Here is a 22,921-nt window from a genome sequence, read left to right on the forward strand (position 1 = left end):
TCGCGAGCGGAGCGAGCCTGATCATCCGGAACATCAGGGTCTGCGAGCGAAGCGAGCGCCTCGCTGTGGGGGGCATCCGGGGGGCGAAGCCCCCCGGACGTGATGTCGTTGGGGACCTCGTCGAGGGTGTAGCCGATCGCCATTTTCGCCGCGATCTTGGCGATCGGGAAGCCGGTCGCCTTGGACGCCAGCGCGCTGGATCGGGAGACGCGTGGGTTCATCTCGATGACGATGACACGGCCGTCGGCAGGGTTAACCGCGAACTGGATATTGCAGCCGCCGGTGTCGACGCCGACTTCACGAATGATGTCGATGCCAATGTCGCGCAGCCGCTGGTATTCGCGGTCCGTGAGCGTCAGCGCGGGCGCGACCGTGATCGAGTCGCCCGTGTGCACCCCCATCGGGTCGAGGTTCTCGATGGAGCAGACGACCACGACATTGTCGGCGCGGTCGCGCATGACCTCGAGTTCGTATTCCTTCCACCCGAGGATGGATTCCTCCAGGAGCACCTCCGTCACCGGGGAGTAGTGCAGCCCGGCGCCGGCGATCCGGCGGAGGTCGGACTCGTCATACGCGAAGCCGGAGCCGAGTCCCCCCATGGTGAAGGACGGTCGGACGACCACGGGATAGTTGAGTTCCGTTGCCGCAGCGAGGCATTCGTCCATCGTATGGCAGATAATGGAGCGGGCCGACTCGGCGCCGCAGCGCTCGACGACGCCCTTGAACTTCTCGCGGTCCTCGCCCAGTTGGATGGCATCGACGTTCGCGCCGATGAGCGGGCAGTCATAGCGCTCCAGAATGCCGCGCTCGTGCAAGGCCATCGCCGCATTCAGCGCGGTCTGGCCGCCGAGAGTCGCCAGGACGGCATCCGGCCGCTCCTTGGCGATGATCTTTTCGATAACCTCGGGGGTGATCGGCTCGACATAGGTCGCATCCGCGAACTCCGGGTCGGTCATGATCGTCGCCGGGTTGGAGTTGACGAGGATGACCCGGATGCCCTCTTCGCGCAGCACCCGGCAGGCCTGCGTGCCCGAGTAGTCGAACTCGCATGCCTGTCCGATCACAATCGGACCGGAGCCAATGACCAGAACGCTGGCAATGTCTTCGCGCTTGGGCATCAGGCCCGGGCCTCCTTGTGCTCGCGCATCAACGTGACGAACCGATCGAATAGATAGCCGGCGTCGTGCGGGCCGGCCGCCGCCTCGGGGTGGTACTGCACCGAAAAGGCCGGCAGGTCAAGGCATTCCAGGCCCTCGACGACGTCGTCGTTGAGATTGACATGCGAGACCCGCACCCGACCGTATGCCGCGTCCGCCGGCGCCGTCACCGGCTCACCGACGGGGGCATCCACGGCGAACCCATGGTTGTGGGCGGTCACCTCGACCTTGCCCGTGGTCAGGTCCTTGACGGGTTGGTTGATACCTCGATGGCCGTAGCGCAGTTTGTAGGTGCCGAATCCCAGTGCGCGACCGAGGATTTGGTTGCCGAAGCAGATGCCGAAGAAGGGGATGCGGGCGGCGAGCACCTCCCGCAGCACGGTCATCTCGTGCTCGGCCGTCCCCGGATCACCGGGGCCGTTGGAGAAGAAGACGCCATCCGGCTGCAGCGCGGCGATCTCGGCGAAGGTCGCGGTCGCGGGCAGGACGTGCACCTCGATGCCGCGCGCGGCCATCAGGGCCGGCGTCATCGCCTTGATCCCGAGGTCGAGCGCTGCAACGACGAACTGCTTATCTCCTTGTGCCGCAACGACATAGGGCTCGGCCGTGGAGACCTCGGGCGCCAACTGGCTGCCGCTCATGGCCGGGGTCGAGACAACGGTCGCGAGTTGGTCGGGCAGGCTCGCGGCCGCCGCGTCGCCGCTAAAGATCCCGACGCGCATGGCGCCGTGTTCGCGCAGGTGTCGGGTGAGGGCCCGCGTGTCGATGTCGCTGATCCCTACGACCCCTTGGGCGCGAAGTTCGTCGTCCAAGGATCGCCGGGAGCGCCAGTTGGACGGCCGCGGCGCGGGATCGCGCACGACGTAGCCGGACACCCAAATCTGACCGGATTCGTCGTCCTCGTCGTTCCACCCGGTGTTGCCGATGTGCGGCGCGGTCATGATGACGATCTGGCGGTGATACGACGGGTCGGTCAGAGTCTCCTGGTAGCCCGACATTCCGGTCGAGAAGACCGCCTCCCCGACGGCGACGCCGCGTGCGCCATACGCCCTGCCGCGGAAGCTGCGGCCGTCTTCCAGGACGAGCACGGCACTCTCCAGAGCCACGTCTTCGGGCGTGAGCTGAGTGGTCACGCGTGGATCACCTTCCGGTCGTGGGCGGTGGGCCGCCCGCGAAGAATCGTTGTATGCACGGCGCCGGTGAAGCTCATGCCGTGCCAGGGGTTGTTGCGCGAGAGTGACCACGAAGCCGCTCGATCGACGGTCACGCGCCGAGCCGGGTCGACCAAAACGAGGTTGGCCGGCGCGCCGACGTCAAGTCCCCGACCGTGCTCGTCGAGCCCGGCGATCCGCGCCGGATTGACGGACATTCGGTGCACCAGGTCCGTCATCGTCATCCGGCCGCTGGTCACCATGAGGTCGTGGACGACGCTGAAGGCTGTCTCCAGACCGAGCATCCCGAAGGCTGCGGCCTCGAAGGTGTGCTCCTTGTCGTGGCGGGCATGCGGTGCGTGGTCCGTGGCGACGGCATCGATCGTGCCGTCCGCCAACGCCGCCCGCAAGGACTCCTGGTCCGTCGTCGGCCGCAGCGGCGGGTTGACCTTGAACGTCGGGTCGTAGCCGGCGACCAGCTCCGTACCCAACGCGAGGTGGTGCGGGGTCACCTCGGCCGTCACGGCGATGCCCTTGGCCTTGGCCCACCGGATGATCTCGACGGACTCGGCGGTGGAGACGTGCGCGATATGCACCCGCGATGCCGTATGGCGCGCCAACTGGACATCGCGTGCCACGATCACCGACTCCGCGGCACCGGGCCAACCCGGAAGCCCCAGGCGGCCGGACGTCTCACCCTCGTGGCAGCAGGCGGCCGGCCCGGCGAGGTTGCTGTCCTGAGCGTGCTGGGAGATCACTCCGCCGAACGGCTTGAGGTATTCCAGGGCTCGTCGCATGACCCGGGCGTCCTGGACGCAGTGCCCGTCGTCGGAGAACAGCCGAACGCGGGCCCGCGAGCGTGCCATCAGCCCGAGCTCGGCCAGTTCCTGGCCCGCCAGCGCCTTGGTGACCGCTCCGACCGGGATCACCTCGACGATCCCGACGGCCCGGCCTCGATCGAGGATCAATTCCGCCGCCTCGGCCGTATCGGTAGGCGGATCGGTGTTGGCCATGGCCAGCACCGCCGTGAAACCACCCACGGCCGCAGCGGCCGAACCACTGGCGATCGTCTCGGCGTCTTCGCGCCCCGGCTCGCGAAGGTGGGTGTGCAGGTCGACGAATCCGGGGAGGAGGTCGAGTCCGTCGGCGTCGAGACGCTCGATGCCCGCCGGAGCGTCCACCCGCCCGATCTCGACGATGGTGCCGCCCCGGATCAAGACATCGCCGGGGGTGCCGCTGAGCCGGGCGCCGGTGATGAGCAGCTCGGTCACGCCGCCGTCTCCTCGCCCGCGAGCAGGTGATAGAGCACGGCCATCCGGACGGCCAGACCGCTGGACACCTGATCGAGGATCACCGAGTTCGGCGACTCCGCGGCGTCCGCGCTGATTTCGAGGCCGCGGTTCATCGGGCCGGGGTGCATGATCAGCACGCCGTCCTTGCGCGCCCGCAGCGCCTCCACGCGCGGCCGGGTGAGGCCATAACCCACGGTGTATTCGCGGGGCGTCGGGAAGAAGCCACCGCTCATCCGCTCGCGCTGAACCCGCAGCATCATGACCGCGTCCGGAATGTCGTCACCGGCCAAGACCGCGTCCAGGTCCCAGCCGGTGGCAAAGCCGTCCCGCTCGGCCCACGAGGCAATCCCGGCCGGCATCAGCGTCGGTGGCGCAACGACGGTGACACGCGCGCCGAGGGTCGTCAGGGTCAGGACGTTGCTGCGAAAGACCCGGCTGTGGGTGAGATCACCGACGATCACGACGTGCTTGCCGTCCAGGTCGCCCAGGCGGGATCGCAAGGTGTAGGCGTCCAGCAGCGCCTGGGTCGGGTGCTCGTGCGTCCCGTCACCGGCGTTGATCACCGAGGCGTCGACCCACCCGGCCACCTGCTGACAGGCGCCGCTCTGGTTGTGGCGGATGACCAGGGCGTCGACGGCCATGGCGTTGATGGTCTGGACGCTGTCGCGCAGGGACTCCCCCTTGGACGTCGAGGACCCCTTCGCCGAGAGGTTGATCGTGTCCGCCGACATCCACTTGCCGGCGATCTCGAAGCTGGAGCGCGTCCGCGTGGAGTCCTCGAAGAAGAAATTGATGATGGTCCGTCCGCGCAGAGTGGGCAGCTTCTTGACCTCCCGGCGCTGGACGTCGTGCATCGAGGCGGCCGTCGCCAGGATGGACTCGATGTCGGCCCGTGTCAGGTCCGCGCTGGAGACGAGATGTTTCCTCAACGCGACTCTCCTCCGGCGATATTCACGACATCGTCGATGCCGTCATGTCCGACCAGGCGGACCTGGACCTTCTCGCTGACCGATGTCGGCAGGTTCTTGCCCACGTGGTCGGCGCGGATCGGGAGCTCGCGGTGACCCCGATCGACCAGCACGGCCAGCCGCACGGCGCGCGGGCGCCCGAGGTCGGCGAGGGCATCGAGCGCGGCGCGGATGGTCCGACCGGAATAGAGGACGTCGTCCACCAGGATGACGACCTTGCCGTCGATCCCAGGGGGTGGGATGTGGGTGCGCATCGGTGCCCGCGTGGGCTGATGACGTAGGTCGTCGCGATGCATCGTGATGTCCAACGACCCGGCCGGTATGCCGCGACCCTCCACCTGCTCCAGCATCGCCGCGAGACGGTTGCCGAGCTCGACCCCCCGACTGGGTATGCCGAGAACCACCAGGTCATCCGCGCCCTTGTTGCGCTCGAGGATTTCGTGCGCCATCCGGCGCAGGCACCGTGCAATATCGGATGCCCCCATCACCGTCTTCCCGGCGGGGTCCAACGGGGGTGACGTCGGCTCGGGCAGCCCAGCGGTTGCCATCGGCAGCTCCTTCCCTGCCTCACCGGACAGGTCGTTAAAGGACGGTGACTCGCTTTGGAGCCTATCGCTCCCGCGCTGCCCACCTCGACGCGGTCCACGCTTTGCGACGTGTCCTCCACCACGAGGACTGTGTCTGTCAGCGGGTGCGCTTAACCTAGGTGCCGGGCGCGCTGGAACGTGCGCCAAGGGTGTGCATCTGATTGGGGACCCCGCGATGCGATGTCGAAGGCTGCTGGCCGCGAGCGCCGGCCTAGCCGTGTTCGTTGGCGCACCCGTTGCCGGGTCCATCTCGGCCGGCGCCGATCCGGGGATCACTCCCCTCGCCTCGGGTGCAGATCCGTTCCGCGGCCTGCTCGCCAGCACGGCCGGCGTCGACTATGCCGCCTGGAAGCAACACGCGCTCGGCCTGGCCCGGGCCCGGGCGCAACGCGCGGACCTCGTGGGCGTGAAGGCCGCGCAGAGCCCGGGTGGCCGGCTGGCACCCCCGCTCTCCCACACCGAGCTTGAGCCACCGGGCTCCGCCGGAGCCAACGAGACCTATGCCACCGGCGAGACGATCACCGGTTTCGGCGTGTCCGGCACGAGCAACCGCGCCGTGGTCAGCGGTCACCTCGCCGACACGCGTCCCGCGGTGCGCCCGAGCCTGCGCGTCCCGGAGGACAACGGCTCGATTCCCAGGGCCACCGACACCGGTCTCCGGGGGGGCGCCGCGATCAGGTTGCCCGGCCTGATCGGCGATGGGCCGCACGGATCCAAGGGGGACGGCTCCGGCGACTTCGATTGGTTCCGCCTCTCCGCGCGGGCCGGCGAGACGATCACTGCCGACCTGACCGGCTCGCGGGTGCCGAGCTTCGCGATGATCACGGACGCGCGCGGCAATGTGCTCTCGGTCGGGATGTCCTTCGGCGCCGACAACTTCCCGGTCACCACCGCTCGCTTCCTGACGGCGAAGGGGGGCACCTTCTTCGTCCTCATCGAGGGCATGAGTTCCTGGCAGAACGACCCCTTCGACTCGGGATCGGGAAGCGGGGTCGGCGAGGAGGGCCGCTATCTGCTGACCCTGGGGTCCTACACCGCTGATCGCGACACCTATCTCGTGCGGCTGGCCAAAGGCGACGTGCTGGGCGCCTCCCTCTCGGGTGCGGCGCACACCCTCGGCGTGCAGCAGAGCAACCTCAGCTATATGACCAAGACGACCGACGCCGACCTCTCCGGCTCCTACCCACCCTCCTCCCCGCTGCCCGGTGGCGGCAATGCCGCCGTGGCCTATGTGGCCGAGCGGGACGCCGTGTATGCCGTGACGGTCGAGAACGGTGTCGGGCGCTACGACCTCGACCTTGAGGTCTATCGCCCCGGCCCGGAGACCGACGGTTCCGCGGCCGTGCAAACCGTCGTGCTGGACTTCGACGGGGCCACGGTCGACCCGGGCAAATTCGGTGGGACGCCGGGCGCGGTGAAGGCCTCCCCGTTGTCGGCGTTCCTGTCGAAGTGGGGGTTGAAGGCCAGTGACCTGCCGGCCCTCACGGACAAGATCACGCAGACGGTCACCGAGAACCTCCGCGACGACGTCATCGCCCGCGGCGGCAATCCCCGGGTTGCCTTGAAGATCGTCAACGGCCAGCGCGCCGCCGACACCTTCGGTCAGCCCAACGTCGCCAAGGCCGTCGTCGGCGGCACAGTGGCGCAGCTCGGCCTCGACACGGTCGGCATCTCGGAGTTCATTGACCCCGGCAACTTCAGCCAGGAGGACCAGGCGATCATCTTGCTCGATCACCTGAGTTCACCGGCCATCGACGGGGACGCCTCGCTCAACACCTACCTCAAGCCCGGCAGCAACCGAGTTGCCTTCGTGGGCACCGCGATTGGCAATGTGGTCTCTCACGAGATCGGCCATTTGATCGGCAACTACCACACCGACAACAACAACCAGACGACCTCACTTATGGACGCGGGCGGAGCGGGCTTCTGGCGCCTCTTCGGCACCGGACCCGACCAGATCGGGGGCAATGCCGACGACACCGACACCGACCTCGTCACCGACCGGTTCATGCCGGACGAGCCGTTCCTCGGCTTCGAGAACACCCTCAATGTCGCCGCGTGGGGCTTCTCCGCGCGACGGTAGCGTCCCGGCTAGCGTCGGCCGACCAGCTCACCCGGGGCGAATACGTCCATGATCGCGCCCGTGGCGCCCATGCTCTTGTTGGCTCCAGTCCAGCTTTGCCCACCGCGACTATCGAGCGACACAACTGAGCCACCGATGACGCGAGCGTCTCCGCCCGACGGGACCCGGATAGCGGACCCCGCCGTCAGCCCGAAGGCGAGTTCTCGGGAGTCGGCGCGCACACCGGCATACAGACGCCCCCAGAGGTAGTCGTTGTTGAGGGTCGGGACCAGCGTCGCCGGGATGATGCCGAGACCCGGGCGCCACTTCGCCTCGCCCACTTTGAACGTCTGGACCGCGACGTCCTCGTAGTTGTCGGAGGTGGGGCGCGGTACCGGTGACCATCTGCTCCCGAGCGTCGCGGTCATCGCGCCCTGGGTGAGGACCACCGGGGCGTGCTTGGTCGCCGCGGCGGCCATGGCCCGGAAGCGGGGATCCGCCATGGCTGTGGCCAGCCGTTTCGGCGAGTTCGCAACCAGGACAACGGCATCGGCGTTGGCGACGTCGGCCGTAGACCAGCCGGGACGGCCATACGTATAGGTGTCGATCCGTCCGGACCAGCCAACCGACTTGACTTTGTCACCGACCTCGGCCGCGGTGCCCGCGTAGTCGCCGGACAGGATCACCATCCGCGCATTGGCCGGATCCGTGGTCACACCGATGGTTTGCTTGACGAAGGCTGGGGTGACGACGTCCGGGCCGTACCCGTTCCCCCCGCCGAGGAAGAGAGTCCCCGCGTTGGCGCTGCTCGGGAAGGTGTAGGGCTGCGGTACCGAGATCGTGGGCATGGCCCCGCCCAAGGCCAGAGTCCGCTCATTGAGGTCATACCTAACCCGGTCGGTCATGAGAGAGGTGAGGATCCTGCGAGCGGACAGGTAGCCCTGATCGCCGATCCATCGATGGGTCGCCGCGAAGGTCTCGTAGTCGATGAGCGCCACGGATCCCTGACCGAACATGCCGCTGAGCGTGCGGTCACCGGTGTTGACGACTCCGGTCGCATAGTCGGTGCCGACGCCGAGCGGGCTCTTTCCGCCGAACCGCTCGTCGGCCTGGGCGATCGTCGCCAGCGTCCGCCCAAAGCGGCCGCGCTGATAGAAGTGCTGGTCATAGATCGCCTTGTGCGACCCGAACGCCAGGCCCCGCTCCGTGTCGCCGTCGTTGCCCCACCAGATCAGCGTGGCGTCCTTCTGCAAGCCTTGGGCTGCGCCATTCGGCCCGGTGTAGCCGTTGATCATCGTCCGGGACTCGACCGCAGCCCCGGCGCTCGTCCCCGCGATCACGACCCCGGAGCGGTATGCCGCGGTCATCGACCGCTCGGCCGGCGAATTCGCGAGGACCTGCATGGCGATCCCTTGGTCGCCGCCGAGGATGTAGACCCCGTCGAGGGACGCGTCCCGCAGGGCCACCGACTGCTTCGGATTCATCGCGTCGGCGCGATTCAGGAGAATGGACAGCTTGCCCACGCAGCGCTTGCCCGCGGGCACGACAGCCTGGCACGTCGCCGCGATCTCGGCGGTCCGCTCCTTGGCCAGGGCGATGTTTTCCGGCCGGCTGGGAAGGTCATCGCCATAGGCCGACGGCACGACGGCGATGACGACGGTGGCGTCCGGGCTGCGCTTCGCCGCGGCCGCGCCGAACGCTTCGAGCGTCTCAGGCTCGTATCCCCCACCGGTCGGCATCATCACCATCGCCGGCGCGGACTTCGGCGCGTCCGGGCCGGACGCGGCGACGGCAGAGTGGCCGGGCACGGCCAAGGCGATCAGCGCGAGACCCGCCGGTGCGAGGCGGAGGACGCGGCGGCGACGGACGGACGTGGTACCCCTTGGCTCACCCATGCTCCAAGAACCTAGCGCGCGGCGGAGCCCTTTGCCCGGGGCCGGGGGCCCTCAAGATCGTGGCGGACCGGCCGGATTCTCGGGTCGGCGGTCAGCACCGCTGCCAGCGAACCCAGCGCTACCAACTCATCGACAATCGTCCGGGTCGGCGGCAGCAGCAATAGCTCTCCGGTCTCGGCCGCGCGCGCCACGTCGACGAGTCGCTCCCAGCGTGAGTCGTGCGCCTCGGAGGTCGTATGCCGCCACGTCGCCGCCGCCGCGCCCCGCACCGGCGCCACGAAGAAGTAGACGTCGAAGCGTTTCGGCGTGTCGATCGGGGTGATCCAGTTGTCCCAGGGCACCAGCTCGGACGCGTCAACGTCCGCCGCCGCTTCCTCCCCCACCTCCCGCCGTCCCGTCGCGACGAGCGTCGCCGGTCCGCCGACGTCGGCGGCGGCGGTGTCTCGCCAGGCTGCCGTATGCCGCGCGCTCACCTCAGCCGGGAGCGGCGCCGCCGACTCCCGGTCGCCCGCGTCGATCCGGCCACCCGGGAACACGACGGCATTAGCTGCGAAATCCATTGTTGCGACGCGGTATTGGACGAATCCCTCGAGGCCACGGGGGCCGTCGCGGAGCGGGATGACGCTCACGGCGGGGATGGGTCTGGGGTCGTCGCGGAGTTCCCGAAGCATCAGGACCCGGCGCCCACCGCGCTCAAGCGCCCGCTCGCCCATTCGCCGCTCGGCGAGGTCGGCGGGCACAGCGCCAGCCCACGGAGTGAAGCCGTGCGCGGCATACCAGCGGCCGTTCCAGGGCACGTCGGCGAAGGTGGTCAGGGTGATCACGTCGTCGCCACGATCGAGCGCGACGCCGAGAGCGGCCCGCAGCAACATCGTCCCGATCCCGTGCCGCCCGAACTCGGGCAGCACCGAGAGCTCCTCGATGTGCGAGCGACCGATCCCGTGGGTGAGGTGGACAAATCCGACGATGGGTTGGCCCACAACCAACACCGTGCCGTCGTTGGCGCGGGCACGCCCGTCGGGCGCGGAAGGCCACCATGAGGTGTCCATCACCGAGTCGAAGCGTCGCCCCGCGCGGTCCTCCATTGCCGCCAGCGCGACCACGTCGGCATGTTCGGCGGGACGCACCGAGGTGACCCGCAACCGGCTCACGCCAGTGTCGGTTTGACCTGCGCCAGTCGCCCGAGGAGTCCGTTGATGAACTTCGGCGACTCGTCCGTAGAGAGGTCGGTGGCTAGGGCCACCGCTTCACTGATGGCGACCGCCTCGGGGACCTCCGCGCCATACAGCACCTCGAAGGCGCCGACCCGCAGGATCGCGCGATCCACCGCCGGCATCCGATCCAACGACCAGCCCTGGCTGTAGGTCGCCAACAACTCGTTGATGTCGCGCCAGTGCGCGATCACGCCCTCGACCAGGGTCGCCGTGTAGGGATTCAACGGTGCCGGCGTCGCCGGGACGGCGACCCGGTCCCGCAGCAAGTCGCCGGCGTTGACCCCGCGCGCCTCGGCCTCGAACAGCAGGTCGAGCGCGCGCTTACGCGCCTTGGTTCGAGCCGACATACGAAATCCGTTCGGGCAGAAGTCAGTTGACGCGGCCGAGGTAGGACCCGTCGCGGGTGTCCACCTTCACCTTGGTGCCGGTCTCCAGGAACAACGGCACCTGAATCTCCGCGCCCGTCTCCAGCGTCGCCGGCTTGGTGCCGCCGGTGGAGCGGTCACCCTGCTGGCCCGGCTCGGTGTACGAGATCTCCAGCACGACCGAGGCCGGCAACTCGATGTAGAGCACATTGCCGTCATTGCGCGCGACGATCGCGTCCTGGTTCTCCAGCATGTACTTCGCCGCGTCCCCAACCGTCTCCGGGCTGACCGAGATCTGGTCGTAGGTGTCGGGGTCCATGAACACGAAGTCCGTGCCGTCGTTGTAGAGGTACTGCATCGTGCGCTTGTCGACGTTGGCGGTCTCGACCTTGACGCCGGCATTGAAGGTCTTGTCGACGACCTTGCCGCTCAGGACGTTCTTCAACTTGGTGCGCACGAAGGCCGGCCCCTTGCCGGGCTTGACGTGCTGGAACTCGATAACGGTCCACAACTGGCCGTCGATGTTGAGGACAAGGCCGTTCTTCAGGTCGTTCGTGGTCGCCACGCGTGCACTGCTTTCGTATGCCGTTCGGCCGGCGCCGGACGCGCGTCACCGATGGAGGATTGATTGGATCGGCAACCATCCTATCGCGGCGGCACCCGGCCCTGTGTGCGCGACAATGAGAGCTATGACGGCGCGCTATCTCACCCCGATGGACTCGATGTTTCTGTATGGGGAGACCCCCCAGACGATGATGCACGTCGGTGGATTGTTGCCGTTCACCGCGGCCCCGGATGCCCCGGATGACTTCCTGCGGCGCCTGATGGACGAGGTCCGCACCTCGATGGTCGTCCAGCGCCCGTGGAACCAGAAGCTCAAGACTCCCGGCTTCCTGATGAATCCGATCCACCAGTGGGTGGACGACGACAACTTCGACATCGACTATCACGTCCGGCGCTCGGCGCTCCCGGCTCCCGGTGACGAGCGCGAACTCGGCATCCTTGTCTCCCGGCTGCACTCCCACCCCTTGGACCTGACCCGGCCCCCGTGGGAGATGCATTTCATCGAGGGCCTCGCCGGCAATCGGTGGGCGATCTACATCAAGGTGCACCACGCCCTTGTCGACGGCTACACAGCCGTCCAGATGCTCGCCAACACACTCTCCCCCGACCCGGACTCGCGACGCGAAGTGCTGTTCTTCGCGGTCCCCCCTCGACGCAGACCGAAGGCGGAGCCGGTGCGCCGGTCCCCCTTGGCCGATGTCGGCACCGTGCTGGGGCGCGCGCTCAACGTCACCAAGTCTGTTCCGGACCTGGCCAAGTCGCTGGTCAACCTCCAGTTGCGGCGTGACGGGGACTTCAAGGAACTCGTGTCGTCGTATGAGGCCCCCCACTCCATCCTGAACTCCCGCATCGGCCGCAACCGCCGGTTCGCGACGCAGCAGTACGACCTTTCCCGCCTGACCGACATCGCGCGCACGTCCGGCGCGACCCTCAACGACGTCGTCCTCGCGATCTGTGGTGGCGGGTTGCGGCGCTTTCTCGGCGAACTCGGGGAGTTGGGCGACAAGCCGTTGGTGGGCTTCCTCCCGGTCAACGTGCGACCGAGCGGCGACGTCGGGGGCGGCAATGCGGTCGGCGCGATCCTGTCGACGATGGGAACGGACATCGATGATCCTGTCGAGCGCCTGGAGGCGATCCGCCGGTCCACGGCGCAGGCCAAGGGGGCCCTGGTCCGCCTGCCCCAGGAGTCCGTGCTGGCCTACAGCGCCCTGCTAATGGCCCCAGCCGGGACGCAGATCCTGTCCGCGATGACCGGGGTCAAGACCCCTATGCCCTTCACCTTCAACCTTTGCGTGTCCAACGTTCCCGGTCCGCGCCAGCCGCTCTACTTCCGGGGCGCCCGGCTGGAGGCCGACTACCCCGTCTCCATTCCCATTCACGGTATGGCGCTCAACATCACCTGCCTCAGTTATGCCGGCACGCTGTGCTTCGGCTTCATCGGCGACCGTGACGCCCTGCCCAGCCTGCAGCGCCTCGCGGTCTACACCGGCGAGGAACTCGCCCGTCTTGAGGCGGCCCTCGGGTTGGCCACGCCAGATCCGGTTAAGCCGGCCAAGTCGGCGGCCAAGCCGGCGGCCAAGCCGTCGGCCAAGCGAGCACCGCGGAAGCGGACGTCTCCGAAAACCTAGGCCACCCCATACGTGGGGGAAAAGGGGGATTATGTGCCCATGAAGCCCAAGGTTGTGCTCACGGCCACTGCTGCTGCCCTCGGAGCCGTCGCGGCTCACGATCTCACTCAGAAGAAGCACAGTTTGATGCGCAACTTCCCGGTTCTGGCGCATGCGCGCTTCGCGCTGGAGGAGATCGGCCCGGAGTTGCGGCAGTACATCGTCACCGGCAATGACGAGGAGCGACCGTTCAGTCGCGACCAACGCTCGTGGATCTATGCGAGTTCGAAGCTGGAGAACAACTACACGGGTTTCGGCACCGACAACGACATCGAGAACTCCGAGTACGTCATCTTCAAGCAGCACACCTTCTCGGATGCCGTCCCGCCCACCGCGATTCACGCCGGCGAGCACGTATGGGTGCCGAGCCCGAAGGTTTTGGGTGGCCCGCGCGGGCGGCGCGATGCGTTCCGGCCCAACTCCTGCGTCAACATCAGCGCGATGAGCTTCGGCTCGTTGTCCGGCAACGCGATCGCGGCCCTGAATGCCGGCGCGAAGCTGGCTGGTTGCCTGCACAACACCGGTGAGGGCGGACTGTCGCAGCACCACCGCCAGGGTGGCGACCTCACCCTGCAGATCGGCACGGCCTACTTCGGCTGCCGCGACGACACCGGCCGCTTCAACCTGGACAAGCTCATGAAGGTCGTCGAGTCGGCGCCGGTGCGGGCGATCGAGATCAAGTTGAGTCAAGGTGCCAAGCCGGGTCTCGGGGGCATGCTGCCGGCCGCGAAGATCACCAAGGAGATCGCCGAGATCCGCGGCATACCGATGGACAAGGACTGCGCGAGCCCGTCCCGGCACGCTGAATTCAGCGGCGTGGACGGAATGCTCGACTTCATCGAAAAGATCGCGCAGGCGACGGGGAAGCCGGTCGGCATCAAGTCGGCCGTCGGCGACCTGCACTTCTGGGAGCGGCTGGTCGAGGAAATGCGATCGGGTTCGCGCGGAGTGGATTTCGTGACGATCGACGGCGGTGAGGGCGGCACGGGGGCCGCGCCGCTCGTCTTCTCCGACGCGGTGTCGCTCCCCTTCCGGGTCGGATTCGCGCGCGTCTACAAGCTGTTCGCTGAGGCCGGCATTCAGGACAATGTCACCTTCATCGGGGCTGGCAAGCTCGGGTTGCCGGACAACGCCCTGGTGGCCTTCGCGCTCGGCGCTGACATGGTCAATGTCGCCCGCGAGGCCATGCTGTCGCTCGGGTGCATTCAGGCGCAGAAGTGCCACACCGACCGCTGCCCCACGGGCGTCGCCACGCAGAGCAAGTGGTTGTCCCGGGGCTTGGACCCGGAGCTGAAGTCAGTGCGCGTCGCGAACTACATCCGCACGCTCCGCCGGGACTTGCTCAAGGTCTCGGAGGCCTGCGGCGTGTGGCACCCGGCGATGCTGGATGCGGACGACGTCGAGATCATGGACGGAAACCGCTCGGGCCGGCCCCTGCGGGAGGTCTACGGCTATGAACCCACCTGGGGCGGGCTTTCCGGCCGGATCCGCGACGAAATCGTCGCCGCAATGTCCGCGGCGGGCCCGCACGGCGGCTCCGCGCCGCCGTCGGCCGGGGCTCACTGACGACCGGGCGCTCTCCCCATCGAACTTGAGCACGCCTTACGCACTTGAGCCCGCCTTGGAGTGCGTGCTCAAGTCCGTAAGGCGTGCTCAAGTTCGGGAGGAACGCGGTCGCCTAGCCCAGCCCGGCATACGCCGCGGACAACAGCTCAGAGCTCGGCCCGATCAGCCGAGTGGGTTGCGCCAGCCCCTCCAGGACGACAAAACGCAGCGTCGAACCCCGCGTCTTCTTGTCCCGGCTCATGGCCACGAGCAACTCCTCCAGGGAAGCATCGGCATACCGCGTGGGCAGTCCGGCCGACCCGAGAACGTCCCGATGCCGTTGCAGGAGGACGTCATCGATAAGACCCGAGCGATGGGCGAGTTCGGCGGCGAACACCATTCCGATCGACACCGCCTCCCCGTGCCGCATCGCGTATGCCGCGTGCTGCTCGATCGCGTGCCCGAGCGTGTGCCCGTAGTTCAGGATCTCCCGCAGGCCCGCTTCACGCAGGTCGGCGCTGACCACGCGCGCCTTCATTGCCACGGCGCGCTCGATCAACTCCACTGTCTGGGAGCCCACCCGACGAGCCGCCCCCGGATCGGCCTCGATGATCTCCAGGATGAGGGGGTCGTCGATGAACCCCGCCTTGATCACCTCGGCCATCCCGGCCGCGAAGTCGACCTCCGGCAGCCCGCCCAGGACATCGAGATCACACACAACCCCGAGGGGCTCGTGGAACGCGCCGACGAGGTTCTTGCCTTCGGCGGTGTTGATGCCCGTCTTCCCGCCGACCGCGGCATCGACCATCGCGAGCACGGTCGTCGGCACATTGATGAACCCAACCCCGCGCAACCACGCGGCGGCCACCCAGCCGGCAAGATCCGTCACGGTGCCACCCCCGACACCCACGACGACATCCGTGCGGGTGAAGGACTCCCGTCCGAGCACCTCCCAGAGCCGCGCCGCGACCTCGATCGTCTTGGCCGCCTCGGCATCGGGGACGAGCCCGTCAACGACCCGAATCCCCTTGCCCACCAACGACTCCCGCACAGCCGCGACGACCCCGGGGAGTCGTCCCGTATGCACGAGCAATGCGCGTGCCGCCGTGGGCGGCAGCAACTCCCCCACCGCACCGAGCAGGTCATGCCCAATCACCACGTCGTATGCCGCGCCCACCGGCACCCGAGCGCGCTCGCCGGGCCACGGCATACCGCCCTGGCTCATGACTCGCTCCCGCCCGCCAACAACCGAACGATCTCGTCGGCGATGTCATCCACCTCGCGCCCGGCAGTGTCCACGCGGTGGCGGGCGAGCCGCTCATACACCGGTCGGCGAGCATTCATCAGCGCCACCCAACTCGCCCGCGGATTGACCGACAACAGCGGCCGACTCTGGTCGAAGCCGACGCGTTTGGCGGCATCGGCGATACCGACGTCGAGGAAGACAACAGCATGGTCAGACAGCGCCTCCTGCACGAGTGAGTCCAGCGCTGCCCCGCCCCCAAGCGCCAGCACGCCCCCGTGCGCGTCGATGGCGTCGAGCACCACGCTCCGCTCCACCTCGCGGAAGTAGGGCTCACCGTCGTCGACGAAGATGTCGGCGATCGCACGCGCTTCGCGGCGCTCGATGATGGCGTCGGTGTCGTCGAAGGAGACATCGAGCAGCGTCGCAAGCCGGCGACCGACTGTCGTCTTCCCCGCACCGGGCGGACCGATCAGGACGGCGACCGGCGTCACCACGAGCGCATCTCCGCGGGAATCGCGGCCAGATAAGCCTCGAAATTCCGGCGCGTCTCGGCCACCGAGTCCCCGCCAAACTTCTCCAGGCACGCCTCGGCGAGCACCAGCGCCACCATAGCCTCGGCCACGACGCCGGCCGCGGGGACCGCGCAGACGTCGGAGCGCTGGTGAATGGCCTTGGCCTCGGCATCCGGGTCGGCAACGTCGACCGTGTCCAGCGATCGCGGCACCGTCGAGATCGGCTTCATCGCCGCGCGGACGCGGAGCATCCCGCCGCTCGACATGCCGCCCTCGGTGCCCCCGGCGCGCCCCGTCCGGCGCCGGATCACCCCGTCGGCGTCCCGCTCCATCTCGTCGTGCGCCTGTGAGCCGCGGCGGCGAGTCGTTTCGAAGCCGTCACCGACTTCGACCCCCTTGATGGCCTGGATCGACATAAGCGCCGCACCGAGCCGCGCGTCGAGGCGCCGGTCCCAGTGCACGTGCGAGCCGAGGCCGGGCGGCACGTCATACGCAATGACTTCGACAATCCCGCCGAGCGTGTCGCCATCCTTTTTCGCCGCCTCGACCTCGGCGACCATCGCCGCCGAGCCCGCCGCATCGAGCGTGCGCACGGGATCGGCGTCCAACGCCGCAACATCGTCCGGCGTGGGCAGGATCGCGTCAGCACCTACCGACGCGGTCCCGATTGAGATCGTGTGGCTCACCACTTTGATGCCGTATGCCTGCGCCAACAGCCGCGCGGCCACCTCACCGAGCGCGACGCGCGCCGCGGTCTCCCGGGCCGAGGCTCGCTCCAGGATCGGCCGGGCATCCCCGAAGGCGTACTTCTGCATTCCGACGAGATCGGCGTGTCCGGGCCGGGGACGGGTGAGCGGTCGGTTGCGACCGATCTCCTGGGGGGCGTTGATGTCGTCGGACGCGGCATACGCATCCTCGGAGACGGGATCGGCGGACATCACGGTCTGCCACTTCGGCCACTCACTGTTGCCGATCATGATTGCCAGCGGCGAACCAAGGCTCGAACCGTGGCGAACACCGCCGAGGAAGGTCACGGCATCCTGCTCGAAGGCCATCCGGGCACCGCGCCCGAACCCGAGGCGGCGGCGCGCCAACGCCGCCCCGACGTCCGCCGTCGTCACCTCGACACCCGCCGGGAGCCCCTCGATCGTGGCCACCAGCGCCTGACCATGTGACTCACCCGCAGTCAACCAGCGCAACATGTCCGAAATCCTCGCACGCTGGCTCTGAACTCGAGCCCGACGTCCGCGCACACGCACGGCGACCTCGACGACTCACGCCGACGCCGCCCGATCGCCCGTTCAGCGGTGACGCGTGGGCAGTCCGTGGCGACGCCAGTTTGATAGAGGATCCTGCCCGTGACCTCTTCGCCGCTCGCTGCCTGCGCCCGTGACCTGCGCCGCCTCGGCACGGAGTAGGCATGCTCAGTCCTGCCCGAGCGCCCGCACTCGTCGAGCCAGTTCGTCCTCGCCGGCCGCAAGCAGGGTTCGCCAGTCAGGCCGGTGCCCGGTCATCTGTTCGACCTGTTCAACGGCCTGGTGGACGAGCATGTGCAGCCCACTGACGACCTGAGCCCCGGCCACCGCCGCCGCGGAGGCGAGGGGGGTGGGCCAATCGGCATACGCCACGTCGAGGAGCCGGACTCCGGCGAGCCGCGAGCCGGAGCGAGCCAGGGACTCCGCGGCCGCCAGCCCACCGGCGCCCGGCAGCGTCGAGACCGCGAGGTCCGCGGACACGTCGAACCACTCGATCAGAGGTCGCACCGTCAACTGGACATCGAGGGATTCGGCGAGCTCCTCCAGCGAATCCCACGCCCGATCCGTATGCCGCGCACACGCCGTGATCTCGCGGCTCCCCAGCTCGCGCAGCGCGACCAAGGCCGAGCGCGCCGTCGCCCCGGCCCCCAGGACGAGGCCCACCGGGGCCGGACCAACCTCCAGGTCGGCCCCCCTCAGGGCAGCCACGATCCCGGCGATATCCGTGTTGTCCCCGCTCCAGCCGGACTCGGTGCGGACAAAGGTATTGATCGCCCCGGCCCCCCGCGCCCGATCCGACACCGGGTCGGCAACGGTGAACGCGATCTCCTTCAACGGCATGGTCAACGACAATCCGCGCACCTGCGGCCCCAACCCCGCCACGAACGCCGGGAAGGCCGCCTCGTCGACGTCATGCGCGGCATACGCCCAATCGGTCAACCCGAGCGAGGCGTAGGCGGCGCGGTGGAGGACCGGGGAGAGCGAGTGCCCGATGGGTGAGCCGAGGACGAGAGCACGCGGCATACGACGTCGTCAGCTCAGCCGAAGCACTTCGCCTCGGGGTGCTCCTTGCACCACGCAAAGAACTCCTGGGTGTAGCGGTCGTGCTCGGCGAGGGTCTCCGCGAACTTCGTCTCCCCCGTCGACGGGTTGACCGTGACGAAGTAGAGCCACGGCCCCTTCGCCGGGTGGGCCGCCGCGTCGATGGAGTCCTTGCCGGGATTGGCGATCGGCCCCGGGGGCAGCCCCTTGTGCGTGAAGGTGTTGTAGAGGTTGCTGTCGTCCTTCTTCTGTTCCTCGGTCGGCGCGACCGCGCGCTTGCCCACGCCATAGGAGACCGTCGCATCGGACTGCAAGAAGCCGACCGTCTCGGCCGTGGGCTGCTCCAGCCGGTTCCAGAAGACCCGCGAGACCTTGCGGCGGTCATTGCTCGACCCGGCCTCGGACTCGATGATGGAGGCGAGAATCATCGTCTCCTCCCACTTGGCCTTGGCTATGCCTTCATCTGTCATGACCTTGACGGATTGCTTGACGAGGATCGCCAATTGGTCCGCCGCGGTCGACTTCTTGTCGAATTCATAGGTCGAGGGGAACAGCCAGCCCTCGACATTGCCCTTCGCCGCGGACGGCAGGCCGAGAGCCTTGGTGTCCTTGGCGGCCTTTTGATAATCCTTGACCGGAATCCCGCTGGCCTTGGACAAGATCGAATAGATCTGGCTGGCCCACAAACCTTCGGGGATGGTCACGCGCTTGGCGCTGCGGTGCGCCGGATCGGCGAGATAAGCCAAGGCATCCTTGGCGGACATCTCCTTCTTCATCGTGTAGGTCCCGGGCTGGATCGCCTTCGACTGCTCCGGGTTGTCGCTGGCGGCGCTGATGAACGCCGACGTGGACTTGACGACACCGGCCTTGACAAGGGCTGCGCCGATCTCCGATCCCGAAGCGCCGGAGGCCACCTCGAAGTCGACGGAGCCCGTGCCCGGGCCCGGGAAGTCGTCGGTGGCGACGAACTTCTCGATCGCCGGGCCAATGAAGTGGTATGCCGCGAACCCGCCCCCCACGAGGACGGCCAGGCTCACGATCAGGGCGGCGAAGCTCTGCATGGTGCGGCGGTTGGGCTCGTGCGGGCCGCCGGGAGTGTCGCCGGACCCGAAGATCTCCTCTTCGAGGTGCTGCTGCATCTCAACTGCCTTTCCGTCGCGGCTTGCGCCGACCTGCCGTGGCCGCGAGGCCTGGGGGCCGCCCGGTCGCTCGCTCCGCATCCAGGGCGCTTTGTAGGATCAGGACCGCGGCCGCCTGATCGACGACTCGGCGCTGACCGCGTCCGGAGACGCCGCTGGACCGAAGTCCGCGGTGGGCATCCACAGTGGTCAGCCGCTCGTCGACGAGCCGCACCGGCACCGGGGCGCACACACGCGCAACCTGCTGAGCATAACCGCGGGCGCTCGCCGCCGCGGGACCTTCGCTGCCGTCAAGCGAGCGCGGCAGCCCGACGACGATCTCGATGGCGCCGAGCTCCGCAGCCGTATGCCCGATCTCCCGCAGGTCCGCGGGCACCTCACTGTCACCGTCGCCGGCCCGGGCGAGCGTGGCGACCGGATACGCCAGGATGCCGTGCGGGTCGCACGCGGCGAGCCCGACCCGCACGGATCCGACGTCGATGCCGAGCCGAACGCCCGGCCGGATCGTGGTCAGCGGGCCGCTCCGGCCACGGCCGCTTCGATCGCGGCGAGCGCCGCGCCGATCTGGCTCGCGTCCTGGCCACCACCCTGGGCGATGTCGTCCTTGCCGCCGCCTCCGCCACCGAGAATCTGCGCGCCGACGCGCACGAGCGCGCCCGCCTTGACGCCCAGCGCCCGCGCGGCCTCGTTGGTCGCGATGACCAGTGCCGGCTTCCCGCCGGCGTCCGCCGCGATCGCCACGACCGCCGGCCGCTCGGTGCCGAGCTTCCCGCGGGTGTCCAGCGCCATCGTGCGCGCCTCGTCCCCGCTCGCCCCGGCGGCGTGGTGGCCGACAAAGGTGATCCCGGCGAGATCCTTCGCGGTGTCGGTCAGCGAGCCGGCCGCCGCGCGCAGCGCCTCGGCGCGCATCTTGTCGATCTCGCGCTCGGCGTCGCGGATGCGCGCCAGCATCCCGGAGATGCGCTCGGGCAACTCTTCGGGTCGGGCCTTGATCATCTCGGTGAGCTGGCCGACGATCGCGTGCTCGCGCGCTAAGAAGGCATGCGCGTCGGTCCCGACCAACGCCTCCACCCGGCGAACGCCGGAGCCGATCGAGGACTCCCCGAGCAAGGTGACGGTGCCCAGCTGGGTCGTGCGCTCGGCGTGCGTGCCGCCGCACAGTTCCCGCGCCCAGTCACCGACGGAGATAACGCGCACGGCATCGCCATACTTCTCCCCGAACAACGCCATCGCGCCGGCCTCGCGCGCCTCCACCTGGGTCATGACGTCCGCCTGAACCGGTAGGTCGTCGAGAAGCACCGCGTTGACGCGCGCCTCAACATCGCGTAGCACCGAGACCGGCACCTGAGCCGAGGCGTTGAAGTCGAACCGGAACCGGCCCGGCGCATTTTCCGAGCCCGCCTGCGTCGCGGTCTCGCCGAGCGCCTCGCGAATCGCCTTGTGCACCATGTGCGTTGCCGTGTGCGCGCGCGAGATCGCCTTGCGTCGAGCGATGTCCACCTGCGCCTGCGCGACCGCCCCCGCGGCAATCTCGCCCTCCAGCACGACACCGCGGTGCACGATCAGACCGTTGATCGGCTTCTGCACGTCGCGGACCTCCACGACCGCGCCCGTGTCGAGCACGATCCGGCCCGCGTCCGCGAGTTGGCCACCGCCCTCGGCATAGAACGGCGTCCGGTCCAAGACCAACTCGATCTCGGTGCCCGGCGTCGCCGACCCCACCGCGTGGCCGTCGACCAGCAGGCCCGCGACCCGGCCCTCCGAGACGACCTCGCTGTAGCCCGTGAACTCAACGTCGCGGCCGATCCCGTCCGCGATCCCCCGGTATGCCGTGGTGTCGCCGTGCCCGGACTTCTTCGCCTTCGCGTCCGCCTTGGCGCGCTGGCGCTGCTCGGTCATCAACCGCGTGAATCCGTCGCGGTCGACCTCGAGCCCCTGCTCCTGCGCCATCTCCAGCGTGAGGTCGATCGGGAACCCGTAGGTGTCGTGCAGGGCGAACGCATCGCTGCCCGACAGCGTTGTCGCGCCGCTGGACTTGGTCCGCGTCACCGCCGTGTCCAGGATGGTCGTGCCCGCCGCGAGGGTGCGCCGGAACGCCTCCTCCTCGGCGTACGCAATCGCGCTGATCCGGCCGAAGCCCGATTCCAGTTCCGGATAGGACTGCTTCATCCGCTCCAGCGAGACCGGGAGGAGCTCAGGGAGGCAGGGATCGTCATACCCGAGCAGGCGCATCGAGCGGACCGCGCGACGCAACATCCGGCGCAGGACATAACCGCGGCCCTCGTTGCCGGGGGTGACGCCGTCCCCGATGAGCATCAGCGAGGACCGAACGTGGTCGGCGACCACCCGCAACCGCACGTCGTCGGGGTGGGACTCGCCCGCGGAGTGGCCGGAGTGGATGCCATAGGCCTTGCCGGTCATCTCGGCCGCCCGGGTCAGGACCGGCTTGACCTCATCGATCTCGTACATATTGTCGACGCCCTGCAGGATCGAGGCGATGCGCTCGAGCCCCATCCCGGTGTCGATATTCTTCTTCGGCAGTTCGCCGGCGACGTCGAAGTCTTCCTTGGAGCGGACCGCCGACAGCTCGTATTGCATGAAGACGAGATTCCAGAACTCCATGAACCGGTCTTCGTCAACCGCCGGGCCACCCTCGGGGCCATAGGCCGGGCCGCGGTCGTAGTAGATCTCCGAGCACGGACCGCCCGGACCCGGGACACCCATGTGCCAATAGTTGTCGGCCTTGCCGCGGCGCACGATGCGCTCCATCGGTATGCCCGTGAGGCCACGCCACAGCTCGATCGCCTCGTCGTCGTCCTCGTAGACCGTCGCCCACAACTTCTCGCCGTCCAGGCCGAACCCGCCCGACTCAACCGAAGACGTCACCAGCTCCCACGCGAACTGGATCGCCCCCTCTTTGAAGTAGTCCCCGAACGAGAAGTTGCCATTCATCTGGAAGAAGGTGCCGTGGCGCGAGGTCTTGCCGACTTCCTCGATGTCCTGGGTGCGCACGCATTTTTGCACCGAGGTCGCGCGCAGGGACGGCGGTGTCTCCTGCCCGAGGAAGTAGGGCTTGAAGGGCACCATGCCGGCGTTGACGAAAAGCAGGTTCGGGTCGTCGTGGAGCAACGGAGCCGAGGGCACCACGAGATGGCCCTTGCTCTCGAAGAAGGACAGCCAGCGTCGCCGGATCTCAGCGGTTTCCATCAGTGCACACTCGTCTCGAAGTTGGAAAGTCAAGTTTAGGTGAGCGGTCGGCA

Annotated in this window: 19 protein-coding genes; 3 read left to right on the top strand and 16 right to left on the bottom strand. The window is 68.3% G+C overall.

The window, feature by feature from the left end; all coding sequences use genetic code 11:
- The 5 genes from carB to pyrR all read right to left on the bottom strand — a co-directional run.
- Window positions 1–1,118: carbamoyl-phosphate synthase large subunit (gene carB, locus BN13_RS05345; protein ID WP_048545046.1), on the bottom strand; the 1,118-nt coding region annotated here is incomplete at its 3' end.
- Window positions 1,118–2,290, bottom strand: a complete 1,173-nt coding sequence (gene carA / locus BN13_RS05350) for a glutamine-hydrolyzing carbamoyl-phosphate synthase small subunit (protein ID WP_048545048.1) — start codon at window positions 2,288–2,290, stop codon at window positions 1,118–1,120. The genes carB and carA, both read right to left, overlap by 1 nt.
- Entirely contained in the window at window positions 2,287–3,579 is a 1,293-nt protein-coding gene (locus BN13_RS05355) for a dihydroorotase (RefSeq protein WP_048545051.1), read from the bottom strand. Before BN13_RS05355 ends, carA begins: the two co-directional genes overlap by 4 nt.
- On the bottom strand, window positions 3,576–4,529 hold the full coding sequence (locus BN13_RS05360; RefSeq protein WP_048545053.1) for an aspartate carbamoyltransferase catalytic subunit: 954 nt from the start codon (window positions 4,527–4,529) through the stop codon (window positions 3,576–3,578). Before BN13_RS05360 ends, BN13_RS05355 begins: the two co-directional genes overlap by 4 nt.
- Window positions 4,526–5,116 (bottom strand): bifunctional pyr operon transcriptional regulator/uracil phosphoribosyltransferase PyrR, encoded by a 591-nt coding sequence (gene pyrR / locus BN13_RS05365; protein WP_048545055.1) that lies wholly within the window; start codon window positions 5,114–5,116, stop codon window positions 4,526–4,528. The genes BN13_RS05360 and pyrR overlap by 4 nt, the downstream gene beginning before the upstream one ends.
- 214 nt (window positions 5,117–5,330) lie before the next feature.
- Between pyrR and BN13_RS05370 the strand changes: the two genes are divergently transcribed.
- Complete coding sequence (locus BN13_RS05370; protein ID WP_157038455.1) at window positions 5,331–7,238, top strand: hypothetical protein; 1,908 nt, start codon at window positions 5,331–5,333, stop codon at window positions 7,236–7,238.
- 8 nt (window positions 7,239–7,246) lie between these two features.
- Here the strand turns inward: BN13_RS05370 and BN13_RS05375 are convergent, their stop codons facing one another.
- Genes BN13_RS05375 through efp form a run of 4 tightly spaced genes read right to left on the bottom strand, consistent with a single transcriptional unit; the run spans window position 7,247 to window position 11,256 of the window.
- Window positions 7,247–9,112, bottom strand: a complete 1,866-nt coding sequence (locus BN13_RS05375) for a Type 1 glutamine amidotransferase-like domain-containing protein (RefSeq protein ID WP_048545058.1) — start codon at window positions 9,110–9,112, stop codon at window positions 7,247–7,249.
- An 11-nt stretch (window positions 9,113–9,123) separates the two neighbouring features.
- Window positions 9,124–10,263, bottom strand: a complete 1,140-nt coding sequence (locus BN13_RS05380; protein WP_048545060.1) for a GNAT family N-acetyltransferase — start codon at window positions 10,261–10,263, stop codon at window positions 9,124–9,126.
- Complete coding sequence (gene nusB / locus BN13_RS05385) at window positions 10,260–10,673, bottom strand: transcription antitermination factor NusB (protein WP_048545062.1); 414 nt, start codon at window positions 10,671–10,673, stop codon at window positions 10,260–10,262. The genes BN13_RS05380 and nusB overlap by 4 nt, the downstream gene beginning before the upstream one ends.
- Window positions 10,674–10,695: 22 nt before the next feature.
- The gene (efp, locus tag BN13_RS05390; protein WP_048545064.1) at window positions 10,696–11,256 is read right to left on the bottom strand and encodes an elongation factor P; all 561 of its coding nucleotides are present in this window, start codon (window positions 11,254–11,256) and stop codon (window positions 10,696–10,698) included.
- A gap of 124 nt (window positions 11,257–11,380) precedes the next feature.
- Here efp and BN13_RS05395 point away from each other — a divergent pair, with 124 nt between their 5' ends.
- Together BN13_RS05395 and BN13_RS05400 are read left to right on the top strand one after the other, a co-directional pair.
- Window positions 11,381–12,883 carry a WS/DGAT/MGAT family O-acyltransferase gene (locus BN13_RS05395; RefSeq protein WP_201329053.1) on the top strand — a complete coding sequence of 501 codons (1,503 nt, stop codon included), beginning with the start codon at window positions 11,381–11,383 and terminating at the stop codon, window positions 12,881–12,883.
- Between the two features lie 39 nt (window positions 12,884–12,922).
- A complete protein-coding gene (locus BN13_RS05400) occupies window positions 12,923–14,488 on the top strand; it encodes an FMN-binding glutamate synthase family protein (protein WP_048545068.1) in 1,566 nt (521 codons plus the stop codon).
- Between the two features lie 112 nt (window positions 14,489–14,600).
- Here the strand turns inward: BN13_RS05400 and aroB are convergent, their stop codons facing one another.
- The 7 genes from aroB to alaS form a co-directional block, all read right to left on the bottom strand.
- On the bottom strand, window positions 14,601–15,692 hold the full coding sequence (gene aroB / locus BN13_RS05405; RefSeq protein ID WP_235433947.1) for a 3-dehydroquinate synthase: 1,092 nt from the start codon (window positions 15,690–15,692) through the stop codon (window positions 14,601–14,603).
- The gene (locus tag BN13_RS05410; RefSeq protein ID WP_048548905.1) at window positions 15,689–16,204 is read right to left on the bottom strand and encodes a shikimate kinase; all 516 of its coding nucleotides are present in this window, start codon (window positions 16,202–16,204) and stop codon (window positions 15,689–15,691) included. Before BN13_RS05410 ends, aroB begins: the two co-directional genes overlap by 4 nt.
- Window positions 16,201–17,427 (bottom strand): chorismate synthase, encoded by a 1,227-nt coding sequence (aroC, locus tag BN13_RS05415; RefSeq protein WP_048545071.1) that lies wholly within the window; start codon window positions 17,425–17,427, stop codon window positions 16,201–16,203. The genes BN13_RS05410 and aroC overlap by 4 nt, the downstream gene beginning before the upstream one ends.
- Window positions 17,428–17,649: 222 nt before the next feature.
- A complete protein-coding gene (locus tag BN13_RS05420) occupies window positions 17,650–18,504 on the bottom strand; it encodes a shikimate dehydrogenase (protein WP_048545073.1) in 855 nt (284 codons plus the stop codon).
- Between the two features lie 14 nt (window positions 18,505–18,518).
- A complete protein-coding gene (gene mltG, locus BN13_RS05425; protein WP_053079728.1) occupies window positions 18,519–19,661 on the bottom strand; it encodes an endolytic transglycosylase MltG in 1,143 nt (380 codons plus the stop codon).
- Window position 19,662: 1 nt separating this feature from the next.
- The gene (ruvX, locus tag BN13_RS05430; protein WP_235433948.1) at window positions 19,663–20,127 is read right to left on the bottom strand and encodes a Holliday junction resolvase RuvX; all 465 of its coding nucleotides are present in this window, start codon (window positions 20,125–20,127) and stop codon (window positions 19,663–19,665) included.
- A gap of 44 nt (window positions 20,128–20,171) precedes the next feature.
- Window positions 20,172–22,868 carry an alanine--tRNA ligase gene (gene alaS / locus BN13_RS05435; protein ID WP_048545075.1) on the bottom strand — a complete coding sequence of 899 codons (2,697 nt, stop codon included), beginning with the start codon at window positions 22,866–22,868 and terminating at the stop codon, window positions 20,172–20,174.
- Window positions 22,869–22,921 lie beyond the last annotated feature (53 nt).

Origin of the sequence: Nostocoides jenkinsii Ben 74 (genome assembly GCF_001046875.1) — a bacterium.
Lineage (GTDB): Bacteria > Actinomycetota > Actinomycetes > Actinomycetales > Dermatophilaceae > Nostocoides_A > Nostocoides_A jenkinsii.